29 protein-coding genes are annotated in these 26,346 nt (G+C 56.1%); 17 read left to right on the top strand and 12 right to left on the bottom strand.

Annotation, left to right across the window (positions count from 1 at the left end; genetic code table 11):
- Window positions 1-141 precede the first annotated feature (141 nt).
- Window positions 142-1,962 (bottom strand): iron uptake porin, encoded by a 1,821-nt coding sequence (locus O77CONTIG1_RS00905; RefSeq protein ID WP_068507302.1) that lies wholly within the window; start codon window positions 1,960-1,962, stop codon window positions 142-144.
- 463 nt (window positions 1,963-2,425) lie between these two features.
- Between O77CONTIG1_RS00905 and O77CONTIG1_RS00900 the strand changes: the two genes are divergently transcribed.
- From O77CONTIG1_RS00900 to O77CONTIG1_RS00885, 4 genes are all read left to right on the top strand, one after another.
- A complete protein-coding gene (locus O77CONTIG1_RS00900; RefSeq protein ID WP_068507300.1) occupies window positions 2,426-3,697 on the top strand; it encodes a NupC/NupG family nucleoside CNT transporter in 1,272 nt (423 codons plus the stop codon).
- Window positions 3,698-3,809: 112 nt separating this feature from the next.
- A complete protein-coding gene (locus O77CONTIG1_RS00895; protein WP_068507298.1) occupies window positions 3,810-4,349 on the top strand; it encodes a nucleoside 2-deoxyribosyltransferase in 540 nt (179 codons plus the stop codon).
- A 39-nt stretch (window positions 4,350-4,388) separates the two neighbouring features.
- Window positions 4,389-6,053 carry a PAS domain-containing protein gene (locus O77CONTIG1_RS23170; RefSeq protein WP_084781965.1) on the top strand — a complete coding sequence of 555 codons (1,665 nt, stop codon included), beginning with the start codon at window positions 4,389-4,391 and terminating at the stop codon, window positions 6,051-6,053.
- 223 nt (window positions 6,054-6,276) lie between these two features.
- Window positions 6,277-6,936 (top strand): hypothetical protein, encoded by a 660-nt coding sequence (locus tag O77CONTIG1_RS00885; RefSeq protein WP_068507296.1) that lies wholly within the window; start codon window positions 6,277-6,279, stop codon window positions 6,934-6,936.
- Window positions 6,937-6,953: 17 nt separating this feature from the next.
- Here the strand turns inward: O77CONTIG1_RS00885 and O77CONTIG1_RS00880 are convergent, their stop codons facing one another.
- The 3 genes from O77CONTIG1_RS00880 to O77CONTIG1_RS00870 all read right to left on the bottom strand — a co-directional run bounded on the left by O77CONTIG1_RS00880 (window position 6,954) and on the right by O77CONTIG1_RS00870 (window position 9,233).
- Complete coding sequence (locus tag O77CONTIG1_RS00880; RefSeq protein WP_084781964.1) at window positions 6,954-7,550, bottom strand: Crp/Fnr family transcriptional regulator; 597 nt, start codon at window positions 7,548-7,550, stop codon at window positions 6,954-6,956.
- A 526-nt stretch (window positions 7,551-8,076) separates the two neighbouring features.
- A complete protein-coding gene (locus tag O77CONTIG1_RS00875; RefSeq protein ID WP_225894660.1) occupies window positions 8,077-8,724 on the bottom strand; it encodes a PD-(D/E)XK nuclease family protein in 648 nt (215 codons plus the stop codon).
- 263 nt (window positions 8,725-8,987) lie between these two features.
- Window positions 8,988-9,233, bottom strand: coding sequence for a hypothetical protein (locus tag O77CONTIG1_RS00870; protein ID WP_068507294.1), 246 nt, complete (start codon window positions 9,231-9,233; stop codon window positions 8,988-8,990).
- A 116-nt stretch (window positions 9,234-9,349) separates the two neighbouring features.
- Here O77CONTIG1_RS00870 and O77CONTIG1_RS00865 point away from each other — a divergent pair, with 116 nt between their 5' ends.
- Together O77CONTIG1_RS00865 and O77CONTIG1_RS00860 are read left to right on the top strand one after the other, a co-directional pair.
- A complete protein-coding gene (locus O77CONTIG1_RS00865) occupies window positions 9,350-9,592 on the top strand; it encodes a helix-turn-helix domain-containing protein (protein ID WP_068507293.1) in 243 nt (80 codons plus the stop codon).
- Between the two features lie 12 nt (window positions 9,593-9,604).
- On the top strand, window positions 9,605-9,847 hold the full coding sequence (locus O77CONTIG1_RS00860; RefSeq protein WP_068507292.1) for a helix-turn-helix domain-containing protein: 243 nt from the start codon (window positions 9,605-9,607) through the stop codon (window positions 9,845-9,847).
- A gap of 109 nt (window positions 9,848-9,956) precedes the next feature.
- On the opposite strand, the gene thrC is transcribed toward O77CONTIG1_RS00860, so the two are convergent.
- Window positions 9,957-11,057, bottom strand: a complete 1,101-nt coding sequence (thrC, locus tag O77CONTIG1_RS00855; RefSeq protein ID WP_068515801.1) for a threonine synthase — start codon at window positions 11,055-11,057, stop codon at window positions 9,957-9,959.
- A 735-nt stretch (window positions 11,058-11,792) separates the two neighbouring features.
- Between thrC and O77CONTIG1_RS00850 the strand changes: the two genes are divergently transcribed.
- Window positions 11,793-11,981: a hypothetical protein gene (locus O77CONTIG1_RS00850; protein WP_068507289.1), complete on the top strand. Its 189-nt coding sequence runs from the start codon at window positions 11,793-11,795 to the stop codon at window positions 11,979-11,981.
- A gap of 307 nt (window positions 11,982-12,288) precedes the next feature.
- Here O77CONTIG1_RS00850 and O77CONTIG1_RS00845 read toward each other — a convergent pair whose 3' ends face one another.
- From O77CONTIG1_RS00845 to O77CONTIG1_RS00825, 5 genes are all read right to left on the bottom strand, one after another.
- On the bottom strand, window positions 12,289-13,608 hold the full coding sequence (locus O77CONTIG1_RS00845; RefSeq protein WP_068507287.1) for an ABC transporter substrate-binding protein: 1,320 nt from the start codon (window positions 13,606-13,608) through the stop codon (window positions 12,289-12,291).
- A 428-nt stretch (window positions 13,609-14,036) separates the two neighbouring features.
- Window positions 14,037-14,372, bottom strand: a complete 336-nt coding sequence (locus O77CONTIG1_RS00840; protein WP_068507285.1) for a hypothetical protein — start codon at window positions 14,370-14,372, stop codon at window positions 14,037-14,039.
- Window positions 14,360-15,076: a tetratricopeptide repeat protein gene (locus O77CONTIG1_RS00835; RefSeq protein WP_068507284.1), complete on the bottom strand. Its 717-nt coding sequence runs from the start codon at window positions 15,074-15,076 to the stop codon at window positions 14,360-14,362. The genes O77CONTIG1_RS00840 and O77CONTIG1_RS00835 overlap by 13 nt, the downstream gene beginning before the upstream one ends.
- 59 nt (window positions 15,077-15,135) lie before the next feature.
- Window positions 15,136-16,644: a hypothetical protein gene (locus tag O77CONTIG1_RS00830; RefSeq protein ID WP_156434795.1), complete on the bottom strand. Its 1,509-nt coding sequence runs from the start codon at window positions 16,642-16,644 to the stop codon at window positions 15,136-15,138.
- 190 nt (window positions 16,645-16,834) lie between these two features.
- Window positions 16,835-17,017 carry a hypothetical protein gene (locus O77CONTIG1_RS00825; RefSeq protein WP_156434793.1) on the bottom strand — a complete coding sequence of 61 codons (183 nt, stop codon included), beginning with the start codon at window positions 17,015-17,017 and terminating at the stop codon, window positions 16,835-16,837.
- Window positions 17,018-17,301: 284 nt separating this feature from the next.
- Here O77CONTIG1_RS00825 and mgtE point away from each other — a divergent pair, with 284 nt between their 5' ends.
- The 10 genes from mgtE to O77CONTIG1_RS00780 all read left to right on the top strand — a co-directional run bounded on the left by mgtE (window position 17,302) and on the right by O77CONTIG1_RS00780 (window position 23,896).
- On the top strand, window positions 17,302-18,702 hold the full coding sequence (gene mgtE, locus O77CONTIG1_RS00820) for a magnesium transporter (RefSeq protein ID WP_068507280.1): 1,401 nt from the start codon (window positions 17,302-17,304) through the stop codon (window positions 18,700-18,702).
- A gap of 210 nt (window positions 18,703-18,912) precedes the next feature.
- Window positions 18,913-19,893 (top strand): ribonuclease Z, encoded by a 981-nt coding sequence (locus O77CONTIG1_RS00815; RefSeq protein WP_068507279.1) that lies wholly within the window; start codon window positions 18,913-18,915, stop codon window positions 19,891-19,893.
- A gap of 170 nt (window positions 19,894-20,063) precedes the next feature.
- Window positions 20,064-20,657 (top strand): biotin transporter BioY, encoded by a 594-nt coding sequence (locus O77CONTIG1_RS00810; protein ID WP_286132483.1) that lies wholly within the window; start codon window positions 20,064-20,066, stop codon window positions 20,655-20,657.
- A gap of 78 nt (window positions 20,658-20,735) precedes the next feature.
- Window positions 20,736-21,221 (top strand): signal peptidase II, encoded by a 486-nt coding sequence (gene lspA, locus O77CONTIG1_RS00805; protein WP_317134177.1) that lies wholly within the window; start codon window positions 20,736-20,738, stop codon window positions 21,219-21,221.
- Window positions 21,222-21,496: 275 nt separating this feature from the next.
- Entirely contained in the window at window positions 21,497-21,847 is a 351-nt protein-coding gene (locus tag O77CONTIG1_RS00800; RefSeq protein ID WP_068507276.1) for a rubredoxin, read from the top strand.
- Window positions 21,848-21,986: 139 nt separating this feature from the next.
- Entirely contained in the window at window positions 21,987-23,012 is a 1,026-nt protein-coding gene (locus O77CONTIG1_RS00795; RefSeq protein WP_068507274.1) for a photosynthesis system II assembly factor Ycf48, read from the top strand.
- A gap of 117 nt (window positions 23,013-23,129) precedes the next feature.
- Entirely contained in the window at window positions 23,130-23,375 is a 246-nt protein-coding gene (psbE, locus tag O77CONTIG1_RS00790) for a cytochrome b559 subunit alpha (RefSeq protein WP_068507272.1), read from the top strand.
- A 16-nt stretch (window positions 23,376-23,391) separates the two neighbouring features.
- Window positions 23,392-23,526 (top strand): cytochrome b559 subunit beta, encoded by a 135-nt coding sequence (gene psbF / locus O77CONTIG1_RS00785; protein WP_068507271.1) that lies wholly within the window; start codon window positions 23,392-23,394, stop codon window positions 23,524-23,526.
- Between the two features lie 9 nt (window positions 23,527-23,535).
- Window positions 23,536-23,655: a photosystem II reaction center protein L gene (locus O77CONTIG1_RS23165; RefSeq protein ID WP_172799618.1), complete on the top strand. Its 120-nt coding sequence runs from the start codon at window positions 23,536-23,538 to the stop codon at window positions 23,653-23,655.
- A gap of 121 nt (window positions 23,656-23,776) precedes the next feature.
- Window positions 23,777-23,896, top strand: coding sequence for a photosystem II reaction center protein J (locus tag O77CONTIG1_RS00780; RefSeq protein WP_068507269.1), 120 nt, complete (start codon window positions 23,777-23,779; stop codon window positions 23,894-23,896).
- Window positions 23,897-24,281: 385 nt separating this feature from the next.
- Here the strand turns inward: O77CONTIG1_RS00780 and O77CONTIG1_RS26515 are convergent, their stop codons facing one another.
- Window positions 24,282-24,440: a transposase gene (locus tag O77CONTIG1_RS26515; RefSeq protein WP_172799617.1), complete on the bottom strand. Its 159-nt coding sequence runs from the start codon at window positions 24,438-24,440 to the stop codon at window positions 24,282-24,284.
- Between the two features lie 45 nt (window positions 24,441-24,485).
- Window positions 24,486-26,327: an ArnT family glycosyltransferase gene (locus O77CONTIG1_RS00775; RefSeq protein WP_068507267.1), complete on the bottom strand. Its 1,842-nt coding sequence runs from the start codon at window positions 26,325-26,327 to the stop codon at window positions 24,486-24,488.
- Window positions 26,328-26,346: the final 19 nt, after the last annotated feature.

Here is a 26,346-nt window from a genome sequence, read left to right as displayed (position 1 = left end):
TGCAAACGCTCTGAACGAGTTGTTGAACGAGTTGTTGAACGAGTTGTTGAACGAGTTGCCTAGGTCTGCACGAATGCAGCAGGAATGAAACTATCACCTCAACTCTGAGCCAGACAATTTGCAGAGTGAGAATCAGAGCGGTCAGCTTGCGAACGGACTAGAAATAGAACGTCGTGCGAAGCACACCCAGAAAAGTGTCGCTATATTGTCGTTGTTGTTGTTGCCGGGGTCAGCCGTCCAGATGATGCCCGGAGTCAGCGAGATATTGTCGCTAAAGCTAATGCGGTACGAAAGCTCTGCCGAAAACGCAGCATCGTCAATAAACGCGCCGATGCGAGTGCTGCCGATCTCGTAATCAGAAATGCGAGGCGGCACCCCTGCTGCCAGAACAAGCTGGTTATTGGGCCCGCCCAAGTCATTAATCGCCAGATAGCCCGCATAGGCCACCGAGCGATAATCCGCCGTTCCAATCAGGATGCCGTCTTCATAGTTAAACCAAGCTCCGATGTTGAAGGTATCCGACAGCGCGTAGTTGATGGTAATGCCGTATTGGTTGGTCACGGCGGCGGGCAAACCGCTCGACTCCAGGTTGTTATACCCGTTGAGATAGATCAGACCAATCGACAGGGGCCCCGGCCGGAAGGTGAGTTGTCCAAACAGAGAATAGCCCCCATTGAACAGCCCAAAGCCAGGAGACGGATTGCCCTGACCAAAGCCAGTTAGGTAACCCACCCCAATCTGGAAGGTGTCGCTAAAGTCGTAGGTTAAACCAATACCAGAACTGGGCGCACCCGCATCGTAGATGGGGTTATAGGCCAGGAAACTAATGGAGCCATAGCCACCTGCATCGATGGGGCTAATGCTAGAGACGATATCGGTAATGCCTGTGCCCGTAGCCGCCAGCGTGACGCGCAGGTTCCCTACCGGAAAAGCATAGAACAGGCGGGTTACGTCGAAGCGGTTAGTGCCAAAGAAATAGTAGGGCGAAGTTTGCCGCAAGTAGGGGTTGGGAAACGTCGCCATCGGCACAACATTGCCAACTGTGAAACTGTCGGGTAGTTCGTTGTCTCCAAGGTTAAAAAACTCCAGGTTGGAGAACTGGAGGCGGGTATTCAGCAGATCCTGACCTGTGAAGCTGGTATTGAAGTTGAGGCGGACGCGGGCCTGGAAGACAGTGCTATTGGCATCGTCTACGTTGCTGCCAAAAATGTCGGCAATGGAGAAGATGGTTTCACCAAAGAGGGTGGTGGTGGTGGAAAACTGGTTGGCTTCCAGTTCTTCGACAGCGGCTTCGAGGGCATCGACCCGGCCGCGCAGGACAGCAAGTTCAGATGCAAACTCCCGCTGGAGCGCTTCGATGCGGGCTAGGGCTTCGGGATCGAGGTTTTCCAGTCGCCCCACGACTGCATCCAGACAGGAAGCTAGACCTGCGGCGAATTCGTAGCGGGTCATGGCTCGTCCGCCCAGGTAGGTGCCGTTGGGGTAGCCCTCCAGACAGTCCAAACCACCCTGGCTCTCAGAATTTGCGAGATAGGCGAGGGCTTCGTAGGCCCAGTCGCCAGGGCTAACGTCAGAAAACTCGGTGACAGACGTGAACTGGGCCATGTTGCCGTCGCCTCGGTTTTCGCCGCCATATTCCGAAAGCTGGTCGAGTGTGGTCAAGCGGACGGCACCTGCCGGAGTGTCCAGGCTGGGTTCGGACAGATTGGTTCCAGCGAGTTCGCTTGCTGGGAGTTCGGAGACTGGAAGTTCGGAGGCGTTGGGGATATTGCTCTGCGAGGCTAGCGCCAACGCCCCCAACCCTTGCCACACCATGCCCCCAGCCATCAGCGCCACACCCAGTATCAGCGCTTGCCAGAGGGACTGAGGTGGCAATGGCTGGATTTGCGACCGATGTCCTCTGGTTTGCTTAACCTCTGCTGCAAAATGATTCAACTTAAACTTTTCAAACTTTGATCTCATGCTCTCCTCACAACCAAACGGAACAACCAGACGTAGAAACGCCCAAATTGCAAAATCCGAATGCCTTCCCAATGTATTGATCCCGCCGTCGGCCCATGCCGCTATCTGAATGACTTTCCTCTCCGGCACGACTTTCTATAGAAAAGCTTTGGTTTATACACTCCGGGTCAAGTCAACCTGATACTTTTGGGCGTACTCCTCATGCAGACAGCGCCAGGTTATATGCAGCACAAAGCGTCGTGCGTATGCCGCAGAGATGCTACAGCATTTTCTTGCGGGGTGAGGCACACGCTGCCCTCACGAGGCAAGGGCTTATTGACCATCCGTGTGCCTCACTAGCTTCAAAAATGCTGTATGCAGCATGCACTTAGCACTTGGTTTTTCGTTTAGTAAAGCTCGTTTTTTTATATTTGCGAGAGGTGCCGCTATCGGTTCTCTCAGAAAAGCTTGATAGGGAGTGTCTATGGAACGCGCGATTTCACTGATTGGGATTCTTATATTTTTTGGTTTAGCGTATCTGTTTTCTGTCAATCGTCGGGCTATTAACTGGCGAACTGTTGCGATTGGTTTTTTGCTTCAGTTTTTGATGGGTTTGTTTGTGCTGAAGCTGCCAATTGGCTATCAAATTTTCAAGTTTATTGGCGATTTGGTTACGGGATTTTTAAACTTTGCAGATGCGGGTGCGGAGTTCGTTTTTGGGGCTGATTTTCGGGAGCATTTCTTTGCCTTTAAGGTGATGCCCACGGTGATCTTTTTCTCTGGGGTGATTGGGCTTTTGTATTACCTGGGTGTCATGCAGAAAGTTGTGGGGGCGATCGCCGGATTGATGCGTCGCACCATGCGAACTTCTGGCCCTGAAACAACGTCTTGCGCTGCCAATATTTTCATCGGGCAAACCGAAGCGCCGCTAATGATCAAGCCCTTTGTGGGGCGCGTCACGCTGTCGGAACTGCACGCTATTATGACGGGCGGCTTTGCGACGGTGGCGGGCGGTGTGCTGGCTGCTTATATTTCGTTTGGTATTAATCCAGAGCAGTTGATTGCTGCTTCGGTGATGAATGCGCCGGGTGCTTTGGCGATGTCAAAGGTGTTTTTTCCACAGACTGGAAAATTTTCCTATGATTCTGTTTTAGATGAGGAGCTAAAGGAAGACGAAATTGCTCGTAAAGAAGCAGGCGAGGAAGAGGTGCTCATTCCGCCCGAAGCTGCTTCTACAGCAAAAGATCCGATTGGGGCGATCGCCGATGGGGCGATTCAGGGCATCCAGTTGGTATTAGCCATCATGGCGATTTTGATTGCGTTTCTAGCGCTGATTGCGGCAATTAATGCTTTCTTGGGTTGGCTGGGCGGGCTGATTGGTGTGCCCCAGCTTTCGATGGAATTTTTGCTGTCTTATCTGCTGTTTCCGCTGGCGTTCATCATGGGCGTACCGATTGCCGACTGTGCCAATGTCGCCGTGTTTTTGGGCAAGAAAATTATTCTGAATGAATTCATTGCCTACACCGATCTGGCAGAAGCTATGAGCAACAGCGCTATCGGGGCCCGCGCAGCAACGATCGCCACTTTTGCCCTCTGCGGCTTTGCCAACCTGGGGTCTATCGGTCAGCAAATCGGCGTGATTGGCGGCATGGTGCCCAGTCGCCGCGACGACGTGGCCCGCCTAGGGGTTCGCGCTATGATCGCAGGCTCGTTTACCAACTTTGTCAGCGCGGCGATCGCCGGCCTGTTGACCTGATGCTAGCGTGACGGGGCGATGGGGGGATGGACTGACCGAATCTCCTCATCTCATCGCCCGACTTGCATGATGCTTCATGTTCCTTCCACTCCCAAGACCCTAACTCCTTTCTATGAACGTCTACCTCGCTGGGCCCGATGTTTTCTTGCCAGAACCACTGGAAGCAGCGCGAGCCAAGAAAGAAATTTGTGCAAAGTATGGCTTTGTCGGTCAGTTTCCGTTTGACAGTGCGCTGGATTTAGCGGGGTTGACCCCCGTTGAAGCGGGGCTGGCGATTTACAAAAGCAACATTCAATTGATGGATCGCTGTGACCTGATCGTGGCCAACATGACCCCGTTTCGGGGCCCTAGCATGGACGTAGGCACGGCGTTTGAAATGGGCTATATGGCGGCGCAGGGCAAGCCTGTGTTTGGCTATAGCAATGACGGGCGGCTGTATGGCGATCGCGTGCCTCAGCCAACGCCCGAACGCGACGAAAACAACCTGTTTGTCGAACAGTTTGGAATGCACGACAACCTGATGCTGGAGGGAGCAATCTATACTAGCAATGGGAACTTTCAGGGCAAACTGGTGGATGCAGCGAGCTATTACACCGACCTGAGTGTGTTTGAAGCCGTGATTCAGCTAGCCGCAGCAAAGCTTTTGAGTTAGCTTTGAGGATATGGGTTTCGCTGATTCTTTGTGGCATCTATGGATCTTGAACATAGCGATCGCCCGCAGGATCGGCCTGCGCCTCATCCCTCTCGGGCCACGCCCGAACAGCAGCTTGGTGCCCTCGAAGCAACGATTTACGGAATTGCCATTTTTCGCCGCAACGGGCACATTCTTTACGCCAATCCTGCCTGCGCTGACCTTTATGGATACCACGACTGCGAAGACTTGATTGGGCAATGCTGGCCCCTCCTCTACACCCCAGAAGACCAGCAGCGGCTTGAGCAAGAGATTTTGCCGCAGTGCCTTCAGGCAGGCAGTTGGATTGGCGAGGCGATCGCCCAGCGGCGAGACAGCACAACCTATCCGCAAGCCCTTGCCCTATCGCAGATGACCGATGGCAATATCGTCTGCATCGCCCAAGACATCACCGAACGCAAGCTTGCGGAAGACTCTCTGCGCCGCAGCGAAGCCGACAAATGGGCTATTCTTCGGGCAATTCCCGATTTTCTGATGCATTTCCGAGGTGATGGCACTCATTTAGACATTGCCAACAGCGATGGCTACTCGGTTCTAGAGCTAGATGCGCTAGTTGCTGGAAATGCCAACGTTTATGACCTTATGCCCTACGAGCTAGCCGAGCAGCGGATGCACTACATTCGTCAGGCGCTCCAGACGGGACAGATTCAGTTCTATGAGCAGGACATCGAAGTTAACGGGCAGATCCAGTCTGAAGAGGTGCGCCTAGTGGCCACCGGGCCAGACGAGGTGCTGGTCATTATTCGCAACATCACCGAGCGCAAACGCTCCGAAGCCGCCCTGCGCCAAAGTGAAGCGAAAAACCGAGCGCTGATTGAGGCAATTCCCGATTTGCTGATCCGAATGCGGGGAGACGGCACCCATCTGGAACTGGCCAATGGCGATCGCTACCCAGTGCTGAACAAAGACAAAATGGTTCCGGGCAAAAGCACTGTGTATGAACTCATGCCCCCTGATTTGGCAGAGTTGCGGATGCGCTACATTCGACTGGCCCTCCAAACGGGTAAGTACCAGTTTTATGAACAGCAAATTGAGATCAATGGGAAGCTTGAGTTTGAAGAAGTGCGGGTAGTGGTAACGGGCCCAGACGAAGTGCTGGTCATTATTCGCAACATCACCGAGCGCAAGCGCCAGGAAGAAGCCCTGCGAATTGCCGAAGAGAACTATCGCAGCATTTTTGAAAACGCGCTAGAAGGCATCTTTCAGTCCACGCCAGAGGGACGGTTGATCACTATCAACCCGGCAATGGCGAGAATTTATGGCTACGATTCGCCCGCTGACATGATCGCTAGCATTACCAACATTGGCGAACAGATGTATGTTGAGCCGTCCCTCCGTCTGCAAGTGAAGGCGATCCTGGCGACCCAGGGCTTTTTAAAGGGTTTTGAGTTTCGTAGCTATTGCAAAGACGGCAGCATTATCTGGACGGCAATGGATGCTCGTGCCGTTTATGACAGCGGCGGCACCCTGCTCTATTACGAAGGGATCGTGCAAGACGTGACTGAGCGCAAGCGCAAGGAAGAGGAACTGAAACGCCAGCTAGAGCAGCTCGAAATTCAAATCGACCAGTCTAGGCGGGCCCAGGAAGTCGCAGAGATCGTCCAAACCGATTATTTTCAAAAGATTTTGGAAGAGGCTGAGTCTTTGCGCTATTTGGATGATTGATACCACGATTGATATCCTGATTAATCTCCGCGGGTAATCTCGCTGGGAGATTGATATAGCGGAACGAGAACGATATGGCGGGACGTGGCGATCGCCCCAAACTCCGAGCCACCCTAGCATCCCTTCTGTTTTGCTATACCTTGAGACTTTTTCCATTGGGGGAACCTCCCTGTGCCAAGACGAGTCAACTGCATCTGACGGACTCGTTTCGAGGAATCGGGCAATGCTTAAGCACTATCAATACCGCTCAAAAGCTGCGCTGCTGCTGGCAGTTGGCATGACCGCAACTTCGCTGCTGCCTGTGTGGACTTCGCAGCGTGCGGTGGCTCAGCCGATTCAGCTTGCTCAGGTCTTCTCTAATCCAGCGCGAGTGGGGCTGCCTGCGGGCACGGTGCTTCCGGTGGCCTACAGCGGTGCAGAGAGAGTAGTGGTGCTGCCAACGGAAACTGCGCCCTTAACACTGACCTTGACCAGCGACGTGCGAACCCCCAGCGGCACGGTGATGCTGCGGGCGGGCAGCGAAATCAAGGGCGAACTGCGCCCGGTGGACGGAGGGACTCAGTTCTTTGCTCGCTCAGTCATTCCGGCCGGAAGCACCCGCGAAATCCCGCTAGACGCGACTTCCAACCGAATCACAAAGCGAGAAACCATCACCCGCCGTAATCGCCCTGACGTATTGCGGGGTGCAGCAATTGGCGCAGCGGCAGCAGCCGTGCTAGCGGAAGTGTTTGGCAGTGTGCAGGTCGTAGAGGTGCTGGCAGGCGCAGGCATTGGTGCGGCGGCTGAACTGCTGATTCGCCGGAATCGCCGAGTCGAGGTGCTGGTGGTGGAACCCCGCACCGATCTGAGCCTGACGGTGCAATCTCCGTTTTCTCTGCAATAGCCCTGGGATGCAGTTCCTTAGGAGTTGGGCACTAATAGCGTCAGGTTGCGCTGCGATCGCTCGATTTTGCCCTCTTGTTCTAGCTGGCTCAGCAGGCGAGTCACGGTGACGCGGGTGGTGCTGATGGTTTCTGCGAGTTCTTGATGGGTTAGCAGCACGTCGAGCGATCGCCCACCTGGAACCGATTGACCAAAGTGTGCCGCTAGCCATTCCAAAAGCTGCAACAGTCGCATCACCACCGAGGGCTGATGGACGATTGTCAGTAGCTCTTCGCTCTTGCGGGCGCGGCGGATCAGTCCTTCCTGGAGATGCCGACTATCGAGCGACAGTTTCGCCACCTTGACGGAGGTGATGCATTCGGCCTGGTAAGGCGAAATCGGCGATAGCGGCAAACCCAGCACATCCCCTTGTCCCCAAAAGCCTAGCCCAATCGTGCGTCCTTCCTCATCCCAAGTCAGCGTTCGCACAATTCCTTGCTCAATCGACCAAACACTATCCGGCTCAAGCGGAAGCAAATCTTTGCGCTGAAACGAGCGAACTGATGAAACAAGCTGGAGCGCGGGTTCCCCTATCGAGGGAGCGTCGTGAGTGGAAACAGTTGCATTTTGAATCATTGTTCACCACAGCCATAAAGTCGTAAATTTACTTTTTGAAAAGCTTTACCATCGGCTCAAACAATACTACGCTTCAACTCTCAATCGGCAAATGCCCCCCACCCCCTTCTGCATAGACTGACCTCTCTACATAGCCCTGCTCAGTATGCGCTAGAAAAAGTTCGTAAATCGGCACAAAAAAAGAGAAAATTAAAAAAACATAAGTTGTTGAACAAAATAGACCTAAAGAGGTCTAATACCAAACCTTTTGGGCGCTCGCTCCTCCCTGAGTATATCCGCAATTTTACGGATTTGCCATTCTCTTCTAATTGAGAATAGTCTCAATACTGAGCAGAAAAGTGAAATTTGTCTAGCAAAATATCAACTTGAAGTAATCCTGTCTCAAGGTCTTTCCGTAAATTTTCGGTTGGCAGGTGTACACACTGATCTATTCAAGTGTTCAACACTTAAGCAATTAGATAAAGTGCTGGCGAGTACATCATTAATTCATGCTCTTTGCGGAAGGGCGATCGCCGCTATTTTTCGGCTATCTCGACCCCATGCGCCGATAGTATTCCCCTACGCGCCGCTGCCACTGGCCCCAGTATTGGGCGATCGCCCCCGGTTCAAACCGAAACACTTCGGCGGGCTGGTGGGGAATAGCCACCACCAGCATGGCTTCGCGGATGTAAATCTTCTCGGCTTCGCAGTAATGGTTCACCGCGCCGCAGTAGGCTGCCAGTTGCAGCGGCCCGTCATACAGCCGCTCGATACTGCCCTTGGGGCGATCGCCCGTCTTCCAGTCCAGCACGCAGGGCACGCCGCGATAGCTGGCGACGCAGTCCACTTTGCCCGCATAGCCCAGGTCATAGTGAAACACGGGCGCTTCTAGCAGCCGCACGTTCTGGATTTCTGCCACAATCGGCTCCAGGCTTTCCCAGTAGGGGCGCACTGCGTCGGGACAGGTGGGATGTTCGCCTGCCAGATAGCGGCGGATGTGGGCGTGGGTCTGGCTGCCCCGGCGGCTGGCGGCGATGGCGATGCGTCCTGCCTCCTCTGCCCCCAGGCGATCGCGCCATTTTGCCAGCGCCTCTCTTGCCTCTGGCGGCTTGGTGGCGTTGAGGATCGTGCTGACGCTGGGCAGCGATCGCCCCGCCGCATCGACCAGATAGCCCCGCCTCGCCCGCTTTGCCACGACAGAATTCTTGTAGACGCCGTTCGTCAAATTGCCCGTCGAACCGATCTTAGCCCGTCTAAACCCTGAAGCTGGGCAGGAGCGCGATCGCCCTTAAACCGGAACCTTAATGATTCAGGAGCGGCAAATAGCGGCAAATATCCGGGGCGGCAATTATCCGGGGCGGCAATTATCCGGGGCGGCAATTATCTGGGGCGGCAATTATCCGGGGCGGCAATTATCTGGGGCGATCGCACGGTCTTCCTTTCGCTGCACAGTTGCCTTTAGTCACTTATGCAGCGCAGTCTTTGCAAAAGGCTCATCACTTCACCTGGATGTTGCGTAGGCACTAAACGGCTCCAGTCCCGGACATGGGCAATGCCAGCGCTGTGCAGGCGGGCGATCGTGCCGCTCACCCAGTCCGGTGCGCCAACCAAAATCATCCTGTTGTAAAGCGGTTTTGAGGGTTGCGATCCGATGTTTTCGGACTGCTTCAGGGATTCTTCAGCATTAAAAAGCGGTTTGCTCATGCGGTTAGTTCCTTCTCGTGCTTTGCAGAGTGTTTGTAAACACAAACATCATCTTACTCCAAATGTTTGTATTTACAAACATTTACTCCGTCATGTCCCTCTGACACGATGAGGGCATGGGCAAAGCAGGCAAAGCGCTCCGGCAAGTTTTAGAAACCTACAGCATTAGCCAAAATAAGCTGGCGGTGACAATGGGACTGAATCGTTCCACGGTGTATCAGTGGTTCCATGAAGTGACCGATCCTTCAGCAGAGTCCCTGCTAGACATTGTGGCGGCGTTGGACACGCTCAATCCGGCGGCAGCACGGGACTTTTTGCGGCTGTATCTGGACGAATATTGGGCCAAGCGATTGGATTAACCCGCTGAGGGCATGGGTAAAGCAGGCAACGCGCTAAGAACTGTTCTAACCACCTATGGCATTAGCCAAAATCGCCTAGCCGTAACGATGGGCATTAGTCGTGGCACGGTCAACAATTGGTTTAACGAAACGCGAGATCCCACCGCAGAATCAATTCCTGCGATTGTGGCGGCGTTGGACACGCTCAATCCGGCGGCAGCGCAGGACTTTTTGCGGCTGTATCTGGACGAATACTGGGCCAAGCGATTGGATTAACCCACTGAGGGCATGGGTAAACCGTCGAGTTCTCCTGCGTGGTGAGAAGAGGAACAAGCGTCGCTTAAAGTTCCTCACCGCAAATCCAAAATCGCAATCGATCAAATTCCTAAAATCCCATTGCCTGCGCGACGGCCTCCAACTCTGGCGCAATGCCGCCTTTGAACTGGTTTTCGCAGTGTTTAATGGCGGTGTCGGGGTCTTTTAGCCCATTTCCTGTGAGGACGCAGACGACGGTAGCTTCCGCAGGCACGCGATCTTTCACCTTGAGCAGGCCCGCCACAGAAGAGGCGCTGGCGGGTTCGCAGAAAATACCCTCGCGGCTGGCCAGCAGGCGGTACGCAGCCAGAATTTCTTCGTCGGTGACGGCGTTGAACTCGCCCTGGCTGGCATCGCGGACGGCGATCGCCTTTTCCCAGCTTGCGGGGTTGCCAATGCGGATTGCGGTGGCCAGCGTTTCGGGATGGGGAACCGGGGCCCCGCTGACCAAGGGCGATGCGCCCGCCGCCTGAAAGCCCATCATCCGGGGCAGGCGATCGCACTTGCCTTCTTGGTGATATTGGCAAAAGCCCATCCAGTAAGCAGTGATGTTACCCGCGTTGCCAACGGGAATGCAGAGCCAGTCGGGCGCAGTGCCCAGCACGTCCACAATTTCAAAGGCGGCGGTCTTTTGCCCCTCCAGGCGGTAGGGATTGACCGAGTTCACCAGCGTAATCGGGTAATGCTCCGCCATGTCGCGCACAATTTGCAGCGCCCGGTCAAAGTTGCCCTGAATCGCCAGCACCTCTGCGCCATAGAGGAGCGCCTGGGCCAGCTTGCCCACCGCCACATAGCCATCGGGAATTAGCACAAAGGGACGCAGCCCTCCCCGTCTGGCGTAGGCGGCGGCCGCAGCGGAGGTATTGCCTGTGCTGGCACAGATCACCGCTTCTGCTCCGGCTTCCTTGGCTTTGGAAATGGCCATGGTCATGCCCCGGTCTTTGAAACTGCCCGTCGGGTTCAGCCCGTCGTATTTGACAAACACCTGCACGCCGCGACCAATCTCTTGGGCGATCGCTGGCGCGGGGATCAGCGGCGTGTTGCCCTCTAGCAGCGTCACCACGGGCGTTTGCGCCGTCACGGGCAGATAGCGGCGATAGGTTTCGATCAGCCCGCCCCAAGCAGCCGCGCTGCTGGCAGAACTCGCAGGTCGATCAACAGGTTGAACCAGATGAGAATTAGAAGTCAGGGTCACGGCAATATCACTGAGCGTAAGTTTGAAAAGCAGTTCTGCTAAAAATGGCTTTGGTTTCAGGCAACTAATTGGGCAAAATAGGAGTCTCTCAACTAGAAGGTCGATTTTGAAGATTCAGTTTGAGATTCAGAATTTCAGTCTCAACCCCGCTCCAAAAAGCTCGGACTGCTGAATTTAGAAGCTGTGTTCAAAAGGCTATCTCCAAAGGGTGCTATAAAACTCATTTCAAGACTCCCATTTTCGCCTATAGTGGCTGAGGCTTCGTCAGACTCAGACTCGATTTAACTCGATTGATTTAACTCGACTTATAAGTGTGCAGTTTGAGGAAGGCGAGTTCCGCAAGCGGGCGATCGCACAAATGGAGTGAGAATGAGGGACGGAGCGAAATGCAGGGATGGATCTCAAGTCTACCCGCAGAGGGCTTGCCGCGTAACCCGTGAGGACAGGCGCGACTGAGTGCGATCGCGCTGCCGTTTAGTCAGGACGCTGGCCAGTGCCCAAACTGCCACATTCTGCGGTGGGTGCATAAATTATTTGACTAGGATCGATCTTTAGCACTAAGTTAAGATTACTTAATGGTGTGAGTGAGTACAAATGACTAGCGCAACTTTGCATCTGTCTTTAGATCAGGTTTCTACTGGTCAGGCAGTGAATGCCCCTGTGAATGCGTCTGTTTCTTCTGTTGTTGTTGGTGACGTTGGTGACCGAGCTATGCTAGATAACCCCGCAGTTGAGAGCGATCGCAGTCTTGTTTCAGCCGCCCCCGCCCCAGAGCTAAACAAGCTTCCCTACGACAAAGCCCATCAGCTTGAGCTGTTGCACCTCCGCGCCGAGGCCGAGGCCCTGCTTCAGCAGCTCCAAATTGAAAAGCAGCGCAAGCTGGTTTCCGCAGGCAGCTAAATTTTAGCCTCCAGGTTTTAACTGGCATTCGAGGATTTCAAAGCATCCCAGACCTGTCAGTGTGTGCGGGTTCGGGTTTGCTGCACCTCTTTTGAGAAAGGCTGCTGGACTTGTTCCACCCTGGATCGACCCTGGCTCTACGTCTTGGGCTAAGGATCTTCAGCCAAGCCTTCAGCATTCCAAATACTGGCAATTGAGGCTTTGCCTGAACCCTCCATGCCTTCTTATCTGCATTGGGTTCAGGCAAAGCCTTTTTCCGGGTGAAACGAAGTCGTCGGGCGCTATCTGGCGACGCTACCCGCCAACTTTATCCGCCGACGTTAATCGTGGACTTCACCTCAATTTTTCCGGCATCATTGACCGTCCAAACGTCGTAGCTGCCCACCACGTCCCCCTGCTCGTCAAAGTCCAGGCTGCCGCTTGCTCCCTGAAAGTCTATATCCTTGCCTTCCCGAACAAGGGACAGTGCTGTGCAGATGTCAGTCGTTTGTTCACCCGGTGGGTTGGATACATTGCGGATGCTGTCTTTGATGGCGGGGCCGCTGCCACTCTTGGCGGCCTCTGCTGCCAAAACGAGGAGCGCCGCCGCGTCCCAGCTATTGGGGTCATAGACCTGTGGGTCGCGGTTGAACTTTTCTCGGTAGCGATCGCGGAAGTCGTCTAGCCCCGGGCCGCCTGCGCTGGGGGCCGTCCCCATCATGCCCGTCACGATGAACTTGCCGTCGGCCGTCTTGCCGACCAGTTCCGCCAGGTTGTCGGTCTTCATGCCGTCGGTGAAAAGCACCTTAGTCGTGCCGTCGAGGAAGCCCTGCTCCTGGGCGGCTTTAAGAATAATGCTGCCCGATTCGGGATAGGCAATGATCAGCACGGCATCGGGTTTGCTGCCAAAGGCGCTGCCCACTTCCGAGTCAAAACTGGTGGCGTTGGGGGCGTATTTGGTGGGGTTGGATTCGTTGACGACTGTGCCGCCCAAGGCTTTGAAGGCAGGCACGAAGGACTGGACGAGTCCGTTGCCGTAGTCATTGTTGATGGCGAGGATGGCGATCGTTTTGATGCCTTCCTGATTGGCGAGTTGGGCTAGCGCGTCACCCTGGAAGGTGTCGGGGGGCGCAGTTCGCAGCCAAAAGCCGTTAAATTCTCCCTTCTTCGCCCGCTCGGTAAATACAGGACTGGTGCTGGAGGGGGAGATTTGCACCACCTGATTTCGCACTGCAATATCCACAGCAGCACTGGAGACGGAACTAGCGGCTGCGCCCACCACTGCGCCGACTCGATCCACCTCGGCCAGCTTGGTCATCCCGGATGCACCTGCGGCTGGGTCAGTCTGGTCGTCCTCAGACACTAGTTGCACGGGCTGCCCCATCACGCCTCCACAGGCATTGACGGTTTCCACCAAGAACCCGACGCTATCTTGCATGGGTTGTCCATATTGGGCCAGGTCGCCCGTGACGGGCAAGAGCGTCCCCAGTTTCAGCGCACCCGATCCGCCTGCGGCCGGACTGGCGGCTGGGCTAGACGTGCTACTGGTCGGCGTGGGCGGTTGGCAGGCGGCTGCGGCCAACAGAAGGGCGATCGCCCCACCCCGGCCCAGCCAGCGTAGCCCCAATGTGCCTGAACCATTGGCCAATGCGCCTGGGTGGGTTAAGGTCTTAAATTTTGGAGTGGTCGTTTCAACAGGGTTCGCAGAATGAGCAGACTGAGACTTGGCAGACTTAGACGATGGGAAGCGTTTCATCATTGCACCATGCTCTCCTATGGTTCTCCTAAAGTCGTCTATGGATTTTAGCTTGAGGAATGCCGCAGCAAAGTCGCTCGATGGGTTTATTCACCCAAGTGATTTGCATCCCTTAACGCTTAGGACTTACGCAGTTGGAGGATTTCTCGCGGGCGCAGCCCGCGAGAAATCCTCTAAAACCCAGAAAACTTATCGCAAGTGCGTAAGTCCTGACGCTTTCAACGATAGAAGAAAAGGCAGGTGGTGTCTTTGCAGGAAAGTATGGACTCGAAGTATGGTTTTCGCAAGCCGCAAATTACAGACTGCAAACCACAGGAGGACTATAGGCGGGGCAACAGTTCGGGTAGCAAGTGGGCAGGCACGCTTGAGAGCGCCTGATTTTGTCCTGCGGTTCCAAAGAGTTCATAAAAGGCTTTCAGGGTTTGCAATACGCTCTGCATTGCAGCTTGTCGTAGTTCTGGCTGATGCTGCCATCGAGTGGCGGCCTGGAGATGGTGGTGCAGCGCTTTTTTGAGGGGGGTGGACTCTGGCGCTGTGCCTAGGAGCCGGGGAACCTGTGTGGCGATATGGAAATAGGCAAGGCCCAGGTTGTTGTGGGTGGTGGCGGGGTCAAAGCTGAGCATGGGTGGGTTGGGTAGCGTTTCTAGCTTTGCCACGCCCTGTAGGGCAGCTTCGTAGGACTGGATGGCTGCCTGGAGCTTTTGGAGCTGCTCTTGGGGGCGATCGCCCAGACACAGGGCCAGATGCCAGAGGGCCGTGCCCAGGTTGTTTTGTGTGGCGGCAAAAGGCCGCCGGGGCTGCATCCAGGGTGCGCTGCTGAAGCGACTGGGCGATAGGCGGCGATCGCCTTGGGTAAGTATATCTCTGGCTGCTCGATCTGTGCCAAACTCCATAGCGCCGTGCCCAGATTGTTTTGAATCATGGCGTAGCTCAGCGGCGGCTGGCTATTGGGATATTTCAGTGCTTCCTGATAGGCGGCGATCGCCCGCTTCAGAGACTCTTTGGGCTGGTGGTGCTGTGCCAGATTCCAGTAGGTCGTGCCCAGGTTATTCTGCGTCGAGGCATAGCGGGCAGGATCGCTGCTGGCATCCCGATAGCGCAGCGCCTCTCGGTAAGATTGCGCCGATTTCTGTAAATTCTCAACGGGCTGCTCGTAGCGGGCCAAATCGGCGTAGGCTGCCCCCAGGTTGTTGTGCAGCATGGGATAGCTCTGGGCCTGGGTGTGGGTGTCCAGCTTCTTGAGCGCAAGTTGGTAGGACTGAATCGCCTGCCGCAGGTTGGGCAGCACCTGGTCAGGGGCAGACGAGTTGCGCGACAGCAGCCAGCAGAGATTGCCCACGTCATTCAGCAATCCGTCCACAATGGGGATTTATCCGGCAGGCGCACCCATCACCTGCTCATAGGCTTGCAGCGCGGCCATCAGGGTGGGCAGACTGTGTCGCCCTGCTCAATGCGATCGCGATAGGCATCCCCCAGCGTGCGATAAGCGTCCTGCAATTGAGCCGCTGAGGCCGACTGTCGATGCAGATGGGCAATTTGCTCCAGCAGTCGAGTGATCTGCGCGTCGGGATCGGTCGGCGGGGCCGGGTTCGCCAGTGGCGGCTGGGGCAGGGTCGGCGGGCTGGCTGACGAGTCCGCTGGAGGCGTTGGCGGTTTCCCGGTGGACGTTGATTTCACAGTCGCTCGCCCAACGGAAACCGAGGAGGGAGCCGGGGTCTGCGCGGCATCTAGCCGAAACGAGCCAGAAACGGGGCTGGACGGCGGTTTGGCAGCAGCAGACGAGGCAGTCGGCGGAGCGGCAACTGGGGATGCAGGCGGTTTGGCGATCGCCGCAGGGTGGGCTGATGAGGCTGCTGGGGACTTTGTAGAGGAGTTCGCAGGCGAGGCGGGGCGAACCGTTCCAGTTGGGGCCGCAGGTGGAACAGACGGGGCGATCGCCCAGGGATTCACAGGAGGACTTGCGCCAGCCTCGGCGGGTCGTTTGGATTCTGGCGCTTTGGCAGTCGGTGTCTCAACTTTTTCAACTTCTTCAACTTTTTGGGCTACGTCTACCTTGGCAGGCGCTTGTAAAGCGGGCGTAGCTTTCTGGGGCGTGGGTTGTGTGATTGCGCGAGCCGCAGGTGGAGAGGAGGCGGCGCTATTGGACAGTGAATTGGGCGACGGATTGGGCGACGGATTGGGCGACGGATTGGGCGGGCGTTGGGCCGTGGGCGCTGTGCTGACAATGGGGGTCATCGTTCTGGGTGGGCGCGGGGTCGGCTCCCCAACAAACTCAAACACGCCCGTCCGACAGCGCCAAAACTCCAGCGCTGACTGGGGCAACAGCCGAAACCAGGGCTGCGGCATCCAAAACAGCAGGCTAGAATCCAGCACAGGCAGGCTGCGCTCGATGCCCTGCAAATGGGTGATGAACATGCGCTGAGTGGTCGGAGACTGGCGCGTGAGTTGCTCGATGCCCAAAAACTGAAAGGCGGGCACGGGCGATCGCCGTTTGCCATTCATCGGCGGCGGCGAATCTGCCAGCCATTGCGCCACCTGCACAATCGGATTGGGGTCTGACAGGTTGAGGTCGAGCGTCACCAGCCGGGGATAGCGGCGTTCTCCCACTTCCCAAAAAGCGCGATCGCCCTGGTGAATCGGCGACGGGTTGGAGAAATCTGCCTGGAGTTGGGCCGCAAGGCGATCGCGCAGGGGCAGATCATCGCATACGGCGATAAATATCTGTCGGCGCAGATTCAGGCTCAGCGCCAGCTTGAGCCGCAGGTAGCTCTGCTGATTAAAGGTTAAATTCTGACGATAGGAACTCTGGCTCACGGGAGGGAACGGCAAGAACGGCAGCGGTGAGATGTGGACGGTCGAAGGCTTGTTGCAGGCTTGTTGCAGGCTGGATAGCGAGAACGAGGCGGGTGAGAAACGGGGCGATCGCACTACTCAGTTCTTCGCCTCAGGAAAATTCCTATCGGGACAGGATCAAGACAGGATTGACAATTCAACCCAAAATTCAACCCAATAACGGGCATTTCACTGATTCCAGAAAGTGACCGAGACGTATTCAACCGCCCGTCCGTTCCCAGCAAATTTCACGAAATTCTCTTGAGTAGCAATCTGAATGAAATGCCTAGAAGCTCCACAGATGCTTAATCAGGTCTAATTCCAACAATGAGGAGGGATGAGCAAGCCGTTGGGTCAAAATCCCTCTAGCTTGAGGTAGACGAACGATTCTTTCTGCTTTCAGACCAGAGACATGGGTTTGTTTTGAACTATCAGCAATCACGTCCAGATCAATCACCAGCAGTTCCATCACCTTTGCCTGGAGACAGAACCGCTTCAACTCACCGCGATAGGGCACATGCCACATCTGCTGGGCAGTCGCCCGATTCTGGCGACAACACCAACCGCCGCCGAAAGTCTGCTAGCAGCCGACCGGTGTAGTTTCAGCCGTTGAGGGCGATCGCCCCACTGCTTGCCACTCGTTCTACCCACTCGTTCTACCCACTCGTTTTACACTGAGGGAGCAAGCGAGAGCCAGCGCGATCGCCCAAGCTCATCTGCCAGTCCTACCCTACTCCGCTTTTTCAAACGCCCTTGACCGCTCTTAAAGACGAGTCTCCATCAGGTTCCCCAAGCCTTTCCCAAACTGAGTTGCGTCCCATCGTGCGGTCGCAACTCCAGTTATTGCTAGAAGCCAATAACCTGCCGGATGCCAAAGCCCTCCTCGTGCCTGCGCAGCCAGCCGACATTGCCGAAGCGATTGAAGATTTGCCCAACCCCCTCCAGGCGATCGCCTTTCGCCTGTTACCCAAGGACGAAGCCATTGAGGTGTACGAATACCTCGACCTGGAGGTACAGCAATCGCTGATCGAAGAATTTCGCGGCCAGGATGTACTGGATATCGTGGAGCAGATGTCGCCCGACGACCGCGCCCGCCTGTTCGACGAGCTGCCCGCCAAGGTCGTGACGCGGCTACTGTCGCAGCTTAGTCCCAAGGAGCGTGGCGCAACGGCCCTGCTGTTGGGCTATGAACCGGGCACCGCTGGGCGCATCATGACCCCCGAATACCTTTCCCTAGAGGAAGGGTGGGACGCAACCCAGGCGCTCGCGCACATCCGCAGCCTCGCCCGCGCCAGCGAAATGATCTATTACCTCTACGTCACGGACGGCTCCCGGCGGCTGACGGGCATCCTCTCCCTGCGCGACCTGGTGGTGGCCCAGCCAGAGCAGACGATCGGCGACATCATGGTGCGCGAGGTGGTCAGCGTGCAAACCGACACGGCCCAAGAAGACGTGGCGCGGCTGATTCAGCGGTACGACTTTTTGGCGCTGCCCGTGGTGGATGCCGAGCGGCGGCTGGTGGGCATCGTCACGGTAGACGACGTGCTGGACGTGCTGGAAGCCGAGGCCACCAAAGAAATCTACCAACTGGGCGGCGTGCAGTCGGGCGATGCCAGCTATTTTCAGACCAATCTGCTGACGGTGGCGCGGCGGCGGGTGGTCTGGCTGCTGGTGCTGCTGATTACCAACACGGGGACGAGTGCCGTGATTCGCAGCCAGCAGGACGTACTGGAGCAGGTGGTGGCCCTAACGGCGTTTATCCCGCTGCTGATTGGCACAGGCGGCAACGTGGGCGCACAGTCGTCTACCGTCATCATTCGCGGGCTGAATACCGACGAACTGCGCTCCACCAAACCCTGGGCGGTGATCGGACGAGAGGCGATCGCCGGGGCGTTTCTGGGCATCATGCTGGGCGCGGTCGTGTTGCTGTGGGCATACCTGTTGCAGGGTAATCTCGTAGTGGCGATCGCCGTTGGTACGAGTCTAGTGAGCATTTCCGTCCTGGCCTCGATAGCAGGCTCCAGCCTACCCTTCCTGTTCCAGCGGCTAGGGTTCGACCCCGCCCTCATGTCGGCCCCATTCATCACCACGTTTGTCGATGTCCTGGGCGTGATGATTTACTTAAACGTGGCCCGGCTAATCCTCAAGCTATAGCGGGAGTTGGAGATTAAGGTTTGATTGGATGCCTCCGAATCTTCAAGGCTTTTAGAAGAACGGAATCTAGCATCAGCACAAGACCCAGAAGCCTGTGAGATTGGTGCAATATGAAAGTTGAGAGGGAAGCCTTAGGCAAGTCATACAGCTTGCAACTGACTTGCCCAGCCGGATACAAAACACATTGAGCGTAGGGGATGAAATCGGGCTTTGCAAATTACATTTTTGGGAACCAGTTCGGGGGTGCCAACGCGATCGCGCAATGTGTCGAGCATCGCGCTGCAACTGCCGCAGCGGGCAGAAACCTGGCTGTTTGACTGTGGCGAAGGGACTCAGCACCAGATTTTGCGGAGCGATATCCGCATCAGCCAGATTAGCCGCATTTTCATCACCCACATGCACGGCGACCACATCTACGGGCTGATGGGGCTGCTGTCGAGCATTGGGCTGGCGGGCAACCCCACGCGCATCGATGTCTATGGCCCACCGAAACTGGAGGACTATTTGCGGGCCTGTGGTCGCTATTCCCAGACCCACTTCTCCTATCCCGTCAAGGTTCACACGGTCGAACCGGGCGTGGTGTTTGAAGATGCCGAGTATGTGGTGAGCTGCGAGGCGCTGACGCACCGCGTCCCGGCCTTTGGCTATCGCGTGTCAGAAAAAGACCGGCCCGGCCGGTTCAACGTAGAGCAAGCCGAGGCGCTGGGCATTCCCGCCGGGCCGCTCTATGGTCGGCTGAAACGGGGGGAAGTGGTGACGCTGCCCGACGGCCGCCAGATTAATGGCGCAGACCTCTGCGGCGAGGTGCAGATCGGGCGCAAGTTTGTCTATTGCACGGACACGATTTATTGCGACAGTGCGGTAGAACTGGCGCGGGATGCCGATGTGCTGGTTCACGAAGCGACATTTGCCCATCAAGATGCCGACCTGGCCTATCAGCGGCTCCATTCCACCTCCACGATGGCGGCGCAGGTGGCGCTGAATGCGGGCGTACAGCAGCTAATCATGACCCATTTCAGCCCGCGCTATGCCCCTGGAAATGCGATCGCCCTCGAAGATTTGCTCACCGAGGCCCGCGCTATTTTCCCAAACACCCTCATGGCGCAAGATTTTTACACCCACGAAATTCCGCGCCGTCGCCCTGCCGCCCTCACGGCTAGTCGCCGCCCCCCATCCCCGTCCCGGCGCTAACCCAGCCACTAAATATCTCAACTATTTGTCTGCCAAACCCAAAATCCAAAAATCCAGATTAATTCTATTTCTCGTTCGGGCTTACTATAGAGTCTGAGGTTTTGGGCAACCGCTTGACACATCGAAGAACCCGTCTCCATCCGCTGCCATTTTCCACCCCCAGGCTGCCTGTGCGTCGCATCATCGCCCCTACCGACTTGCTTTGGGCCCTGATCGGGTTGGCGCTGACAATTGGCGGCACGTTTCTTCGGGCTTCAATTACCAATGTCCCGTGGGAGTGGGGACACAGCGGGCTGCAAACGCACTCACTGGGAGTCACGTTTCAGCTTGGGGCAGTCCTGCTGGTGGGGTGTCTGGGGGGGCGCAACGCGGCGGCTATGTCTCAGATTGCTTATGTGCTGCTGGGGCTGACGTGGTTCAATATCTTTGCCCAAGGCGGCGGGCTAGAGTATATTCACCGCCCTAGTTTTGGCTATTTGCTGGGGTTTATCCCTGGTGCGTGGATTTGTGGAGCGCTGGCGTTTCGCGTGCCGCCTCGCCTAGAATCGCTGGCCTTTAGCTGTCTGTGTGGACTGGTAACGGTGCATCTGGTAGGCATGACCTATTTGGCGATCGCCCATTCCAGCAACTGGCTCCTGGCTCCCACGCTGCCGCTGGGCCAGCTTCTCATCCTGCATTCCCTCCAGCCACTCCTGGGGCAACTGGCAATTTTGTGCGCCGTCACGGTCATCTCCTTTGCCCTGCGTCATCTGCTGTTTTATTAACGCGAACTCCGATTTTGCCGACTGACCCTTCGCGCGACGGCTCTCCACTTCTCTCTGGCTGCGCTTGACTTAACCAAAATGACCATGCCGATTAAAAACTTTCTCTTTTGGGCAGCAGCCGTGTTGGGGGTCGTGTTTGACCAGATCACCAAGATGGCGATCGCCCAAAACATGACGCTCACCGATCCACCCCAAACCATCCCGCTCTGGGCCGGCGTGTTTCACATCACCTACGTCACCAACAAAGGCGCGGCCTTTAGTTGGTTTAGCGAAGATGGAAGCTGGCTGCGATGGCTGTCGCTGGGGGTCAGCCTGGCCCTAGCAGCGCTGGCAATTTGGGGCGCACGGCTACCTCGCTGGGAGCAGTTGGGCTACGGGCTGATCATGGCAGGCGCAGTTGGCAACGGCATCGACCGCTTCATGCTGGGAGAAGTGATCGATTTCCTGGACTTTCGCCTGATCCGGTTCCCCATCTTCAACTTTGCCGATGTCTTCATCAACCTGGGCATCCTCTGCCTGCTCTTCGTCGCCTTCGGCCCCAGCAGCAGCGACAAAAAATCCTGAACACCCAGCGCATCACCTTCCTTCTTCGGTTTTCCTTCTTCGTCAGGACTTGCGCCCTTGCGAGAAGCTCTTTGGGTTTTGGACAATTTCTCATAGGCACAGCCCGCGAGAAATTGTCCAACTGCGTAAGTCCTATTCCTTCTTCCTTCTTCCTTCTTCCTTCTTCCTTCTTCCTTCTTCCTTCTTCCTTCTTCGTACCCCCCTCCGCCGATCCCCCACTGTGTCATAATCATTTACATAAATTCTCATCTTGGCCAGGGGAGGCCCGTAGAGCGATGAGTGGTGTAGAAAGCAGTGCAGAGGCAATCGATCCAAGGACGCTCGACCGCCACGAGTGCGGCGCTTGTGGCTATATCTATGAGCCAGTCAAAGGCGATAGCCTGGGCAAAATTACAGCCGGAACCCCATTTGAAGAACTGCCGACTGACTGGCGCTGTCCCGTTTGCGGGGCCCGCACCGCTCGGTTTACAAACATCGGGCCAGCGGGCAGCCCTTCTGGCTTCAAGGAGAACCTGGGCTACGGATTTGGCGTGAACACGCTCACACCGGGTCAGAAGAATTTGCTGATTTTTGGTGGGCTGGCGATCGCCGTTCTGTTTTTCCTCAGCCTCTACGGCTTGCAGTAGGAAAAGTTTGGAGCCACATATAGCGACTCCGCTCTGGCGACTCCACTCGACAAGCCCGCTTCAGAGGTATTCCAGCCCCAAACTCCTCAGTGAAACTCCTATTCAACGTTAGCCAACGCGCACAGCGCCCAACAGTTCGATGAATCGACTTTTCCTCTCCTTCCGACGCATTTTCATTTTGCTGGCAGTCCTGATCCTGTCTACCGGATGCTCGCGGGGCTACCTGCCATCGATGAGCTTTAATCCCTGGCAGGTGGTCGAGTTGCCAACTACTGCGACGCTCTCAGACGTGGCGTTTGTTGGCAATTCGCCTCACGGTTGGCTAGTGGGCAAATCGGCAACGCTGCTGGAAACGCAGGACGGTGGAAAAACCTGGGAACTGCGATCGCTCGATCTGGGCGATGATCTGTCCTACAGCTTCACATCCGTCAGCTTTGCTGGAGAGGAAGGCTGGATTGCGGGGCAACCCTCGATCTTGCTGCACACGACCGATGGCGGCAAATCCTGGCTGCGGGTGCCGCTGAGCGCCCAGCTACCGGGTTCGCCAAACACGGTGAAAGCGCTCGGCCCCAATACCGCTGAAATGACCACTGATATCGGAGCCATCTACCAGACCAAGGATGGCGGACGCTCTTGGCAGGCAATGGTGCAGGAAGCAGTCGGCGTGGTTCGCAACATCTCTCGGTCGGACGATGGACGCTATGTGGCGGTTTCGGCCCGTGGAAACTTCTATTCCACCTGGGAGCCGGGTCAAGATGCTTGGCAGCCCCACAACCGCACTAGTTCCCGTCGCCTGCAAAATATGGGCTTTGCGAAGGATGGTCGGCTGTGGCTGCTGGCGCGGGGCGGGCTGGTACAGTTCAGCGATTCTGAAGATTACGAAGCCTGGGGAGAGCAGGTTGCACCAGAGTTTGCCACAAGCTGGGGCTTGCTTGATCTAGCCTATCGGACTCCTAACGAGATTTGGGTTGCGGGTGGCAGCGGCAACTTGCTTTACAGCAACGATGGTGGACAGACTTGGCAGAAGGATCGCGCGGTCGAAGATGTGCCTTCTAACTTCTATAGGATTGTGTTCGATTCACCCGATCGCGGCTTTATTCTTGGACAGGAAGGGACTCTGTTGCGCTACGATGCAGACACAGCCGCAAAAGCAAAGGCAGCTTGAGCTTAGAGAAATTTCACTTCGAGGATGAACAAGAGGTAGGTTCATAAGGTTGTGACTCTTCCCCTGCTCTCGTATGATGAAAGTTAGTATTTCGTTGTTTCTTTGGGAGGGATCTGAATGGCTGGTAGCACTGGAGAACGTCCATTTTCAGACATTGTTACAAGCATCCGGTACTGGGTAATTCACAGCATTACCATTCCGGCTTTGTTTATTGCTGGGTGGCTGTTTGTCAGCACGGGTTTGGCCTACGACGTGTTCGGTACGCCCCGTCCGAATGAATACTTCACACAAGAACGTCAGGAATTGCCCATTGTGCGAGATCGGTTCATGGCAAAAGAACAAATCCAAGAATTTTTGAAGTAGCAAGTGACGGCTTATTATGACGAGCAATAACCCGAATCAACCAGTTTCTTACCCCATTTTTACCGTTCGCTGGCTGGCGGTTCACACGCTAGCCGTGCCCTCAGTATTCTTCCTGGGGGCGATCGCCGCAATGCAGTTTATCCAGCGATAGGAGAGTATCATGGAGCGCACACCCAATCCAAACAATCAGCCTGTCGAGCTAAACCGCACCTCTTTGTACTTGGGTCTTTTGCTAGTCTTTACGCTCGGCATCCTTTTTTCTAGCTACTTCTTTAACTAGGGCGATCGCTTGTTAGCCGAAATGAGTCTTCATGCCTGCTAACAAGCTGTTCTAGTACTCAACTTTCAGATTTGATTTAGCTGTGTTTTTGGTCAGGTTAGGAGAGTTTCGGAGAGACATTATGTTGTCAAATGGCAGAATTCCGCTGTGGGTTGTCGGGACGATTGCGGGCCTTGGCGTGATTGCAATCGTGGGTCTGTTTTTCTATGGTGCCTATGCAGGCATTGGTTCTTCGATCTAGAAAAATCGACTGAGAAAAGTTGACGACAGTTGACGATTGAAGTACGCCCTGATTTAGCAGGTTTGCGCTCAGAATTTGTCTTAAATATTTGTCTTGAATCGTAGGCTCCAGTTGGCGGCATTGCTGCAACCCTGGAGCCTTTTTGTATAAAATCTCTGGTGTGAATCCAGTGTGGAACCTGACTGATTGCGATGTTGGATTTTGGATTAGCAATTTTGGATGGTTGGTTAACGTGAGTTCGATCGCTTGGAAGGCAGTAGGAGGGAGAGCAGACCAGCCTTTATCCTCTGGATCAAGGGCAGGTTTTGGGGGCTGGTCGGGATAGGCCGTCAATCCTGCCAATAGGTTCACGAGGAAGTTGAACACGCTACGGTGTTGCGAATGTTCAAGCCAACAAAAGTTCTTGAGTAGTCTTGACGGTTTCAAGCAAGGCCCGCTTGTGAAGCAAAATCTTGCCCATCAGCTTCACCAAGCGGTTTTTCATGTTCTTTTTGCTTTTGGCAATCAACTGCAACCCCGGCTCATACGACTCTTCGAACAGCAAAGGCAGATCGGGGCCGCAAGTTCTGAGCGGATTTTGGAGAAGCGTTTAGTTTGACGGGGGCGGCGGCAGCGCCACAGGCAGTTGCAGGCGTACCAAGTCATACTTGCCGGCTTCGGCTAGCAGCGTCATCTGCTCCGGTGGCAGGTTCAGGTCTTCGATTTTGTAGCCCAGCCCCACCAGCAGCATCGACGGCGGATCGCTTCGCTCTCTTGACTGGCGACGAATGTAGGCGATCGCCGTTTCCTGGCGCTGGGCAAAGAAAATCGGTCGATGTCCATAAAACACCAGACTCGGCTTGTGCAAGCCCGCCATCATGATTGGCTCGTCGGGGCGCTGCTGTGCCACAATTTCGGCGGCAAGCTGACGCAGGGGCAGTTGGCGATGAATGTCTAGAATATCCATCAGCGGAAACACAAACAGAAGCAGCGTCAGCGCCAGTGCCGCCAGGTTTACGCCCCACAGCCAGCGCCCCTGTCGTCGGATTAGCAGGGCGATCGCCCCCAGCAGCGCCAGCCCCCAGATCAGTGTGCCCACGATGGGCAGCCCCGACCGGGTGATGGCTTCCTCCAGCCCCCGCACGGCGTTGTCGCTATCCAGCCAGGGGGCGCTGTTGTAGCTGGCGATCGCCAATGCCGCCAGCAGCAGCAGATTTAGCCCGTTGCTCAGCGCCATGCCCCAGCCAGCGCGGGGTCGATGCAGCAGCAGATCACGCCAAAACAGCGCGACCAGAATGGCGATCGCCGGATAGAGCGGCAGCACATAGCTGGGCAACTTAGTGACGGCGATAGTGAAAAAGCCAAAAATCACCGCCGCCCAGATCAGCGCAAATAGCCCAAGCTGGGTGCGGCGGTCTTCTGCCTGCCAGCGGCCTCGTCGCCAAAACCGCAACCGGGCGATCGCCCCAGGCAAATGCGCGGAATAAGGCGCAAACCCCACCAGCAGCACAACAACGTAGAAATACCAGGGCGCACGGTGCTGGTTCACGACGCGGGTAAAGCGCTCGACGTTGTGATAGCCAAAGAAGGCGTTGATGAATTTCTCACCGTTGGCATAGGTGACGAGGAGATACCAGGGTAGGGCGATCGCCAAAAACACCAGCCCGCCCCGCACCGGGCGCATGTCCCTCAGCACAGTTCGCCCATTGCCCAGATACAGCAAAAACGCCGCCACCGTCGCCCCCGGCAGCACCACGCCCACCGGCCCCTTCGTCAGCACGCCCAGCCCACACAGCACAAAAAACGCCAGATACCAGCGCTCTTTTGCCCTCAGTGAATCTGGCGACGAGGCATAGCCCCAGAAAAACGCCAGCAGCGCCCCGCCGACGCAGGCGCTCAGCAGCATATCCGAAACACCCGTCCGCGCCCAGGCAATGGTTTGCAGATTCAGCGCCATCAGCCCAGAGCCGAGGAAGGCGGGGAACCAGTGGAACTTGGGGGATGGCGGGGATGGGGCGATCGCCGCTTCACCATCTTGCTCTGCCTTTGCGGACAAGCCGGGTCGAGAATAGCCAAACCGCAGCAGGGTGAAAAAGCCGAAGACCACCAGCGCCGAAGCGGATAGGGCAGAGGGCAGCCGGACGGCCCATTCGTTGACCCCAAGCGTTTTGTAGGCGATCGCCATCAGCCAGTAGATCAGCGGCGGCTTGTCGAAACGCGGCTTTTCATTAAAGTACGGCGTGATCCAGTCGCCCGTTTCCACCATTTGGCGCGTCGCTTCGGCAAACAGTGGCTCGGTTTCGTCCACTAGCCCAATGCTGCCCAGTTGCCAGAAGAAGCCCAACCCGCAGAGCAGCCCCAGCCACGCCGCCACCAGCCCCCATTTCAGCGTCGGGCGTTTGTCGAGGTGCTGGAGCCAGGGGCGGAGGTGGGGGAACGCGAACGAGGTCATGGGTCAGCGCCGGCGGGGG

This window comes from Leptolyngbya sp. O-77 (assembly GCF_001548395.1).
Classification (GTDB): Bacteria; Cyanobacteriota; Cyanobacteriia; order Elainellales; family Elainellaceae; genus Thermoleptolyngbya.
The sequence above is the reverse complement of the archived record's forward strand: the minus strand, read 5'-3'. Positions and strand labels throughout refer to the sequence as shown.

Coding starts and splice junctions, on each gene's coding strand:
- psbF (WP_068507271.1), top strand. CDS start 23,392: ATGACGAGCAATAACCCGAATCAACCAGTTTCTTACCCCATTTTTACC.
- O77CONTIG1_RS00795 (WP_068507274.1), top strand. CDS start 21,987: ATGAATCGACTTTTCCTCTCCTTCCGACGCATTTTCATTTTGCTGGCA.
- lspA (WP_317134177.1), top strand. CDS start 20,736: ATGACCATGCCGATTAAAAACTTTCTCTTTTGGGCAGCAGCCGTGTTG.
- O77CONTIG1_RS00850 (WP_068507289.1), top strand. CDS start 11,793: ATGCTAGATAACCCCGCAGTTGAGAGCGATCGCAGTCTTGTTTCAGCC.
- O77CONTIG1_RS00780 (WP_068507269.1), top strand. CDS start 23,777: ATGTTGTCAAATGGCAGAATTCCGCTGTGGGTTGTCGGGACGATTGCG.
- O77CONTIG1_RS00825 (WP_156434793.1), bottom strand. CDS start 17,017: ATGGAACTGCTGGTGATTGATCTGGACGTGATTGCTGATAGTTCAAAA.
- O77CONTIG1_RS00800 (WP_068507276.1), top strand. CDS start 21,497: ATGAGTGGTGTAGAAAGCAGTGCAGAGGCAATCGATCCAAGGACGCTC.
- O77CONTIG1_RS00865 (WP_068507293.1), top strand. CDS start 9,350: ATGGGCAAAGCAGGCAAAGCGCTCCGGCAAGTTTTAGAAACCTACAGC.
- O77CONTIG1_RS00860 (WP_068507292.1), top strand. CDS start 9,605: ATGGGTAAAGCAGGCAACGCGCTAAGAACTGTTCTAACCACCTATGGC.
- O77CONTIG1_RS23170 (WP_084781965.1), top strand. CDS start 4,389: ATGGATCTTGAACATAGCGATCGCCCGCAGGATCGGCCTGCGCCTCAT.
- O77CONTIG1_RS00905 (WP_068507302.1), bottom strand. CDS start 1,962: ATGAGATCAAAGTTTGAAAAGTTTAAGTTGAATCATTTTGCAGCAGAG.
- O77CONTIG1_RS00885 (WP_068507296.1), top strand. CDS start 6,277: ATGCTTAAGCACTATCAATACCGCTCAAAAGCTGCGCTGCTGCTGGCA.
- O77CONTIG1_RS23165 (WP_172799618.1), top strand. CDS start 23,536: ATGGAGCGCACACCCAATCCAAACAATCAGCCTGTCGAGCTAAACCGC.
- O77CONTIG1_RS00900 (WP_068507300.1), top strand. CDS start 2,426: ATGGAACGCGCGATTTCACTGATTGGGATTCTTATATTTTTTGGTTTA.
- O77CONTIG1_RS00870 (WP_068507294.1), bottom strand. CDS start 9,233: ATGAGCAAACCGCTTTTTAATGCTGAAGAATCCCTGAAGCAGTCCGAA.
- psbE (WP_068507272.1), top strand. CDS start 23,130: ATGGCTGGTAGCACTGGAGAACGTCCATTTTCAGACATTGTTACAAGC.
- O77CONTIG1_RS00880 (WP_084781964.1), bottom strand. CDS start 7,550: ATGATTCAAAATGCAACTGTTTCCACTCACGACGCTCCCTCGATAGGG.
- O77CONTIG1_RS00775 (WP_068507267.1), bottom strand. CDS start 26,327: ATGACCTCGTTCGCGTTCCCCCACCTCCGCCCCTGGCTCCAGCACCTC.
- O77CONTIG1_RS00895 (WP_068507298.1), top strand. CDS start 3,810: ATGAACGTCTACCTCGCTGGGCCCGATGTTTTCTTGCCAGAACCACTG.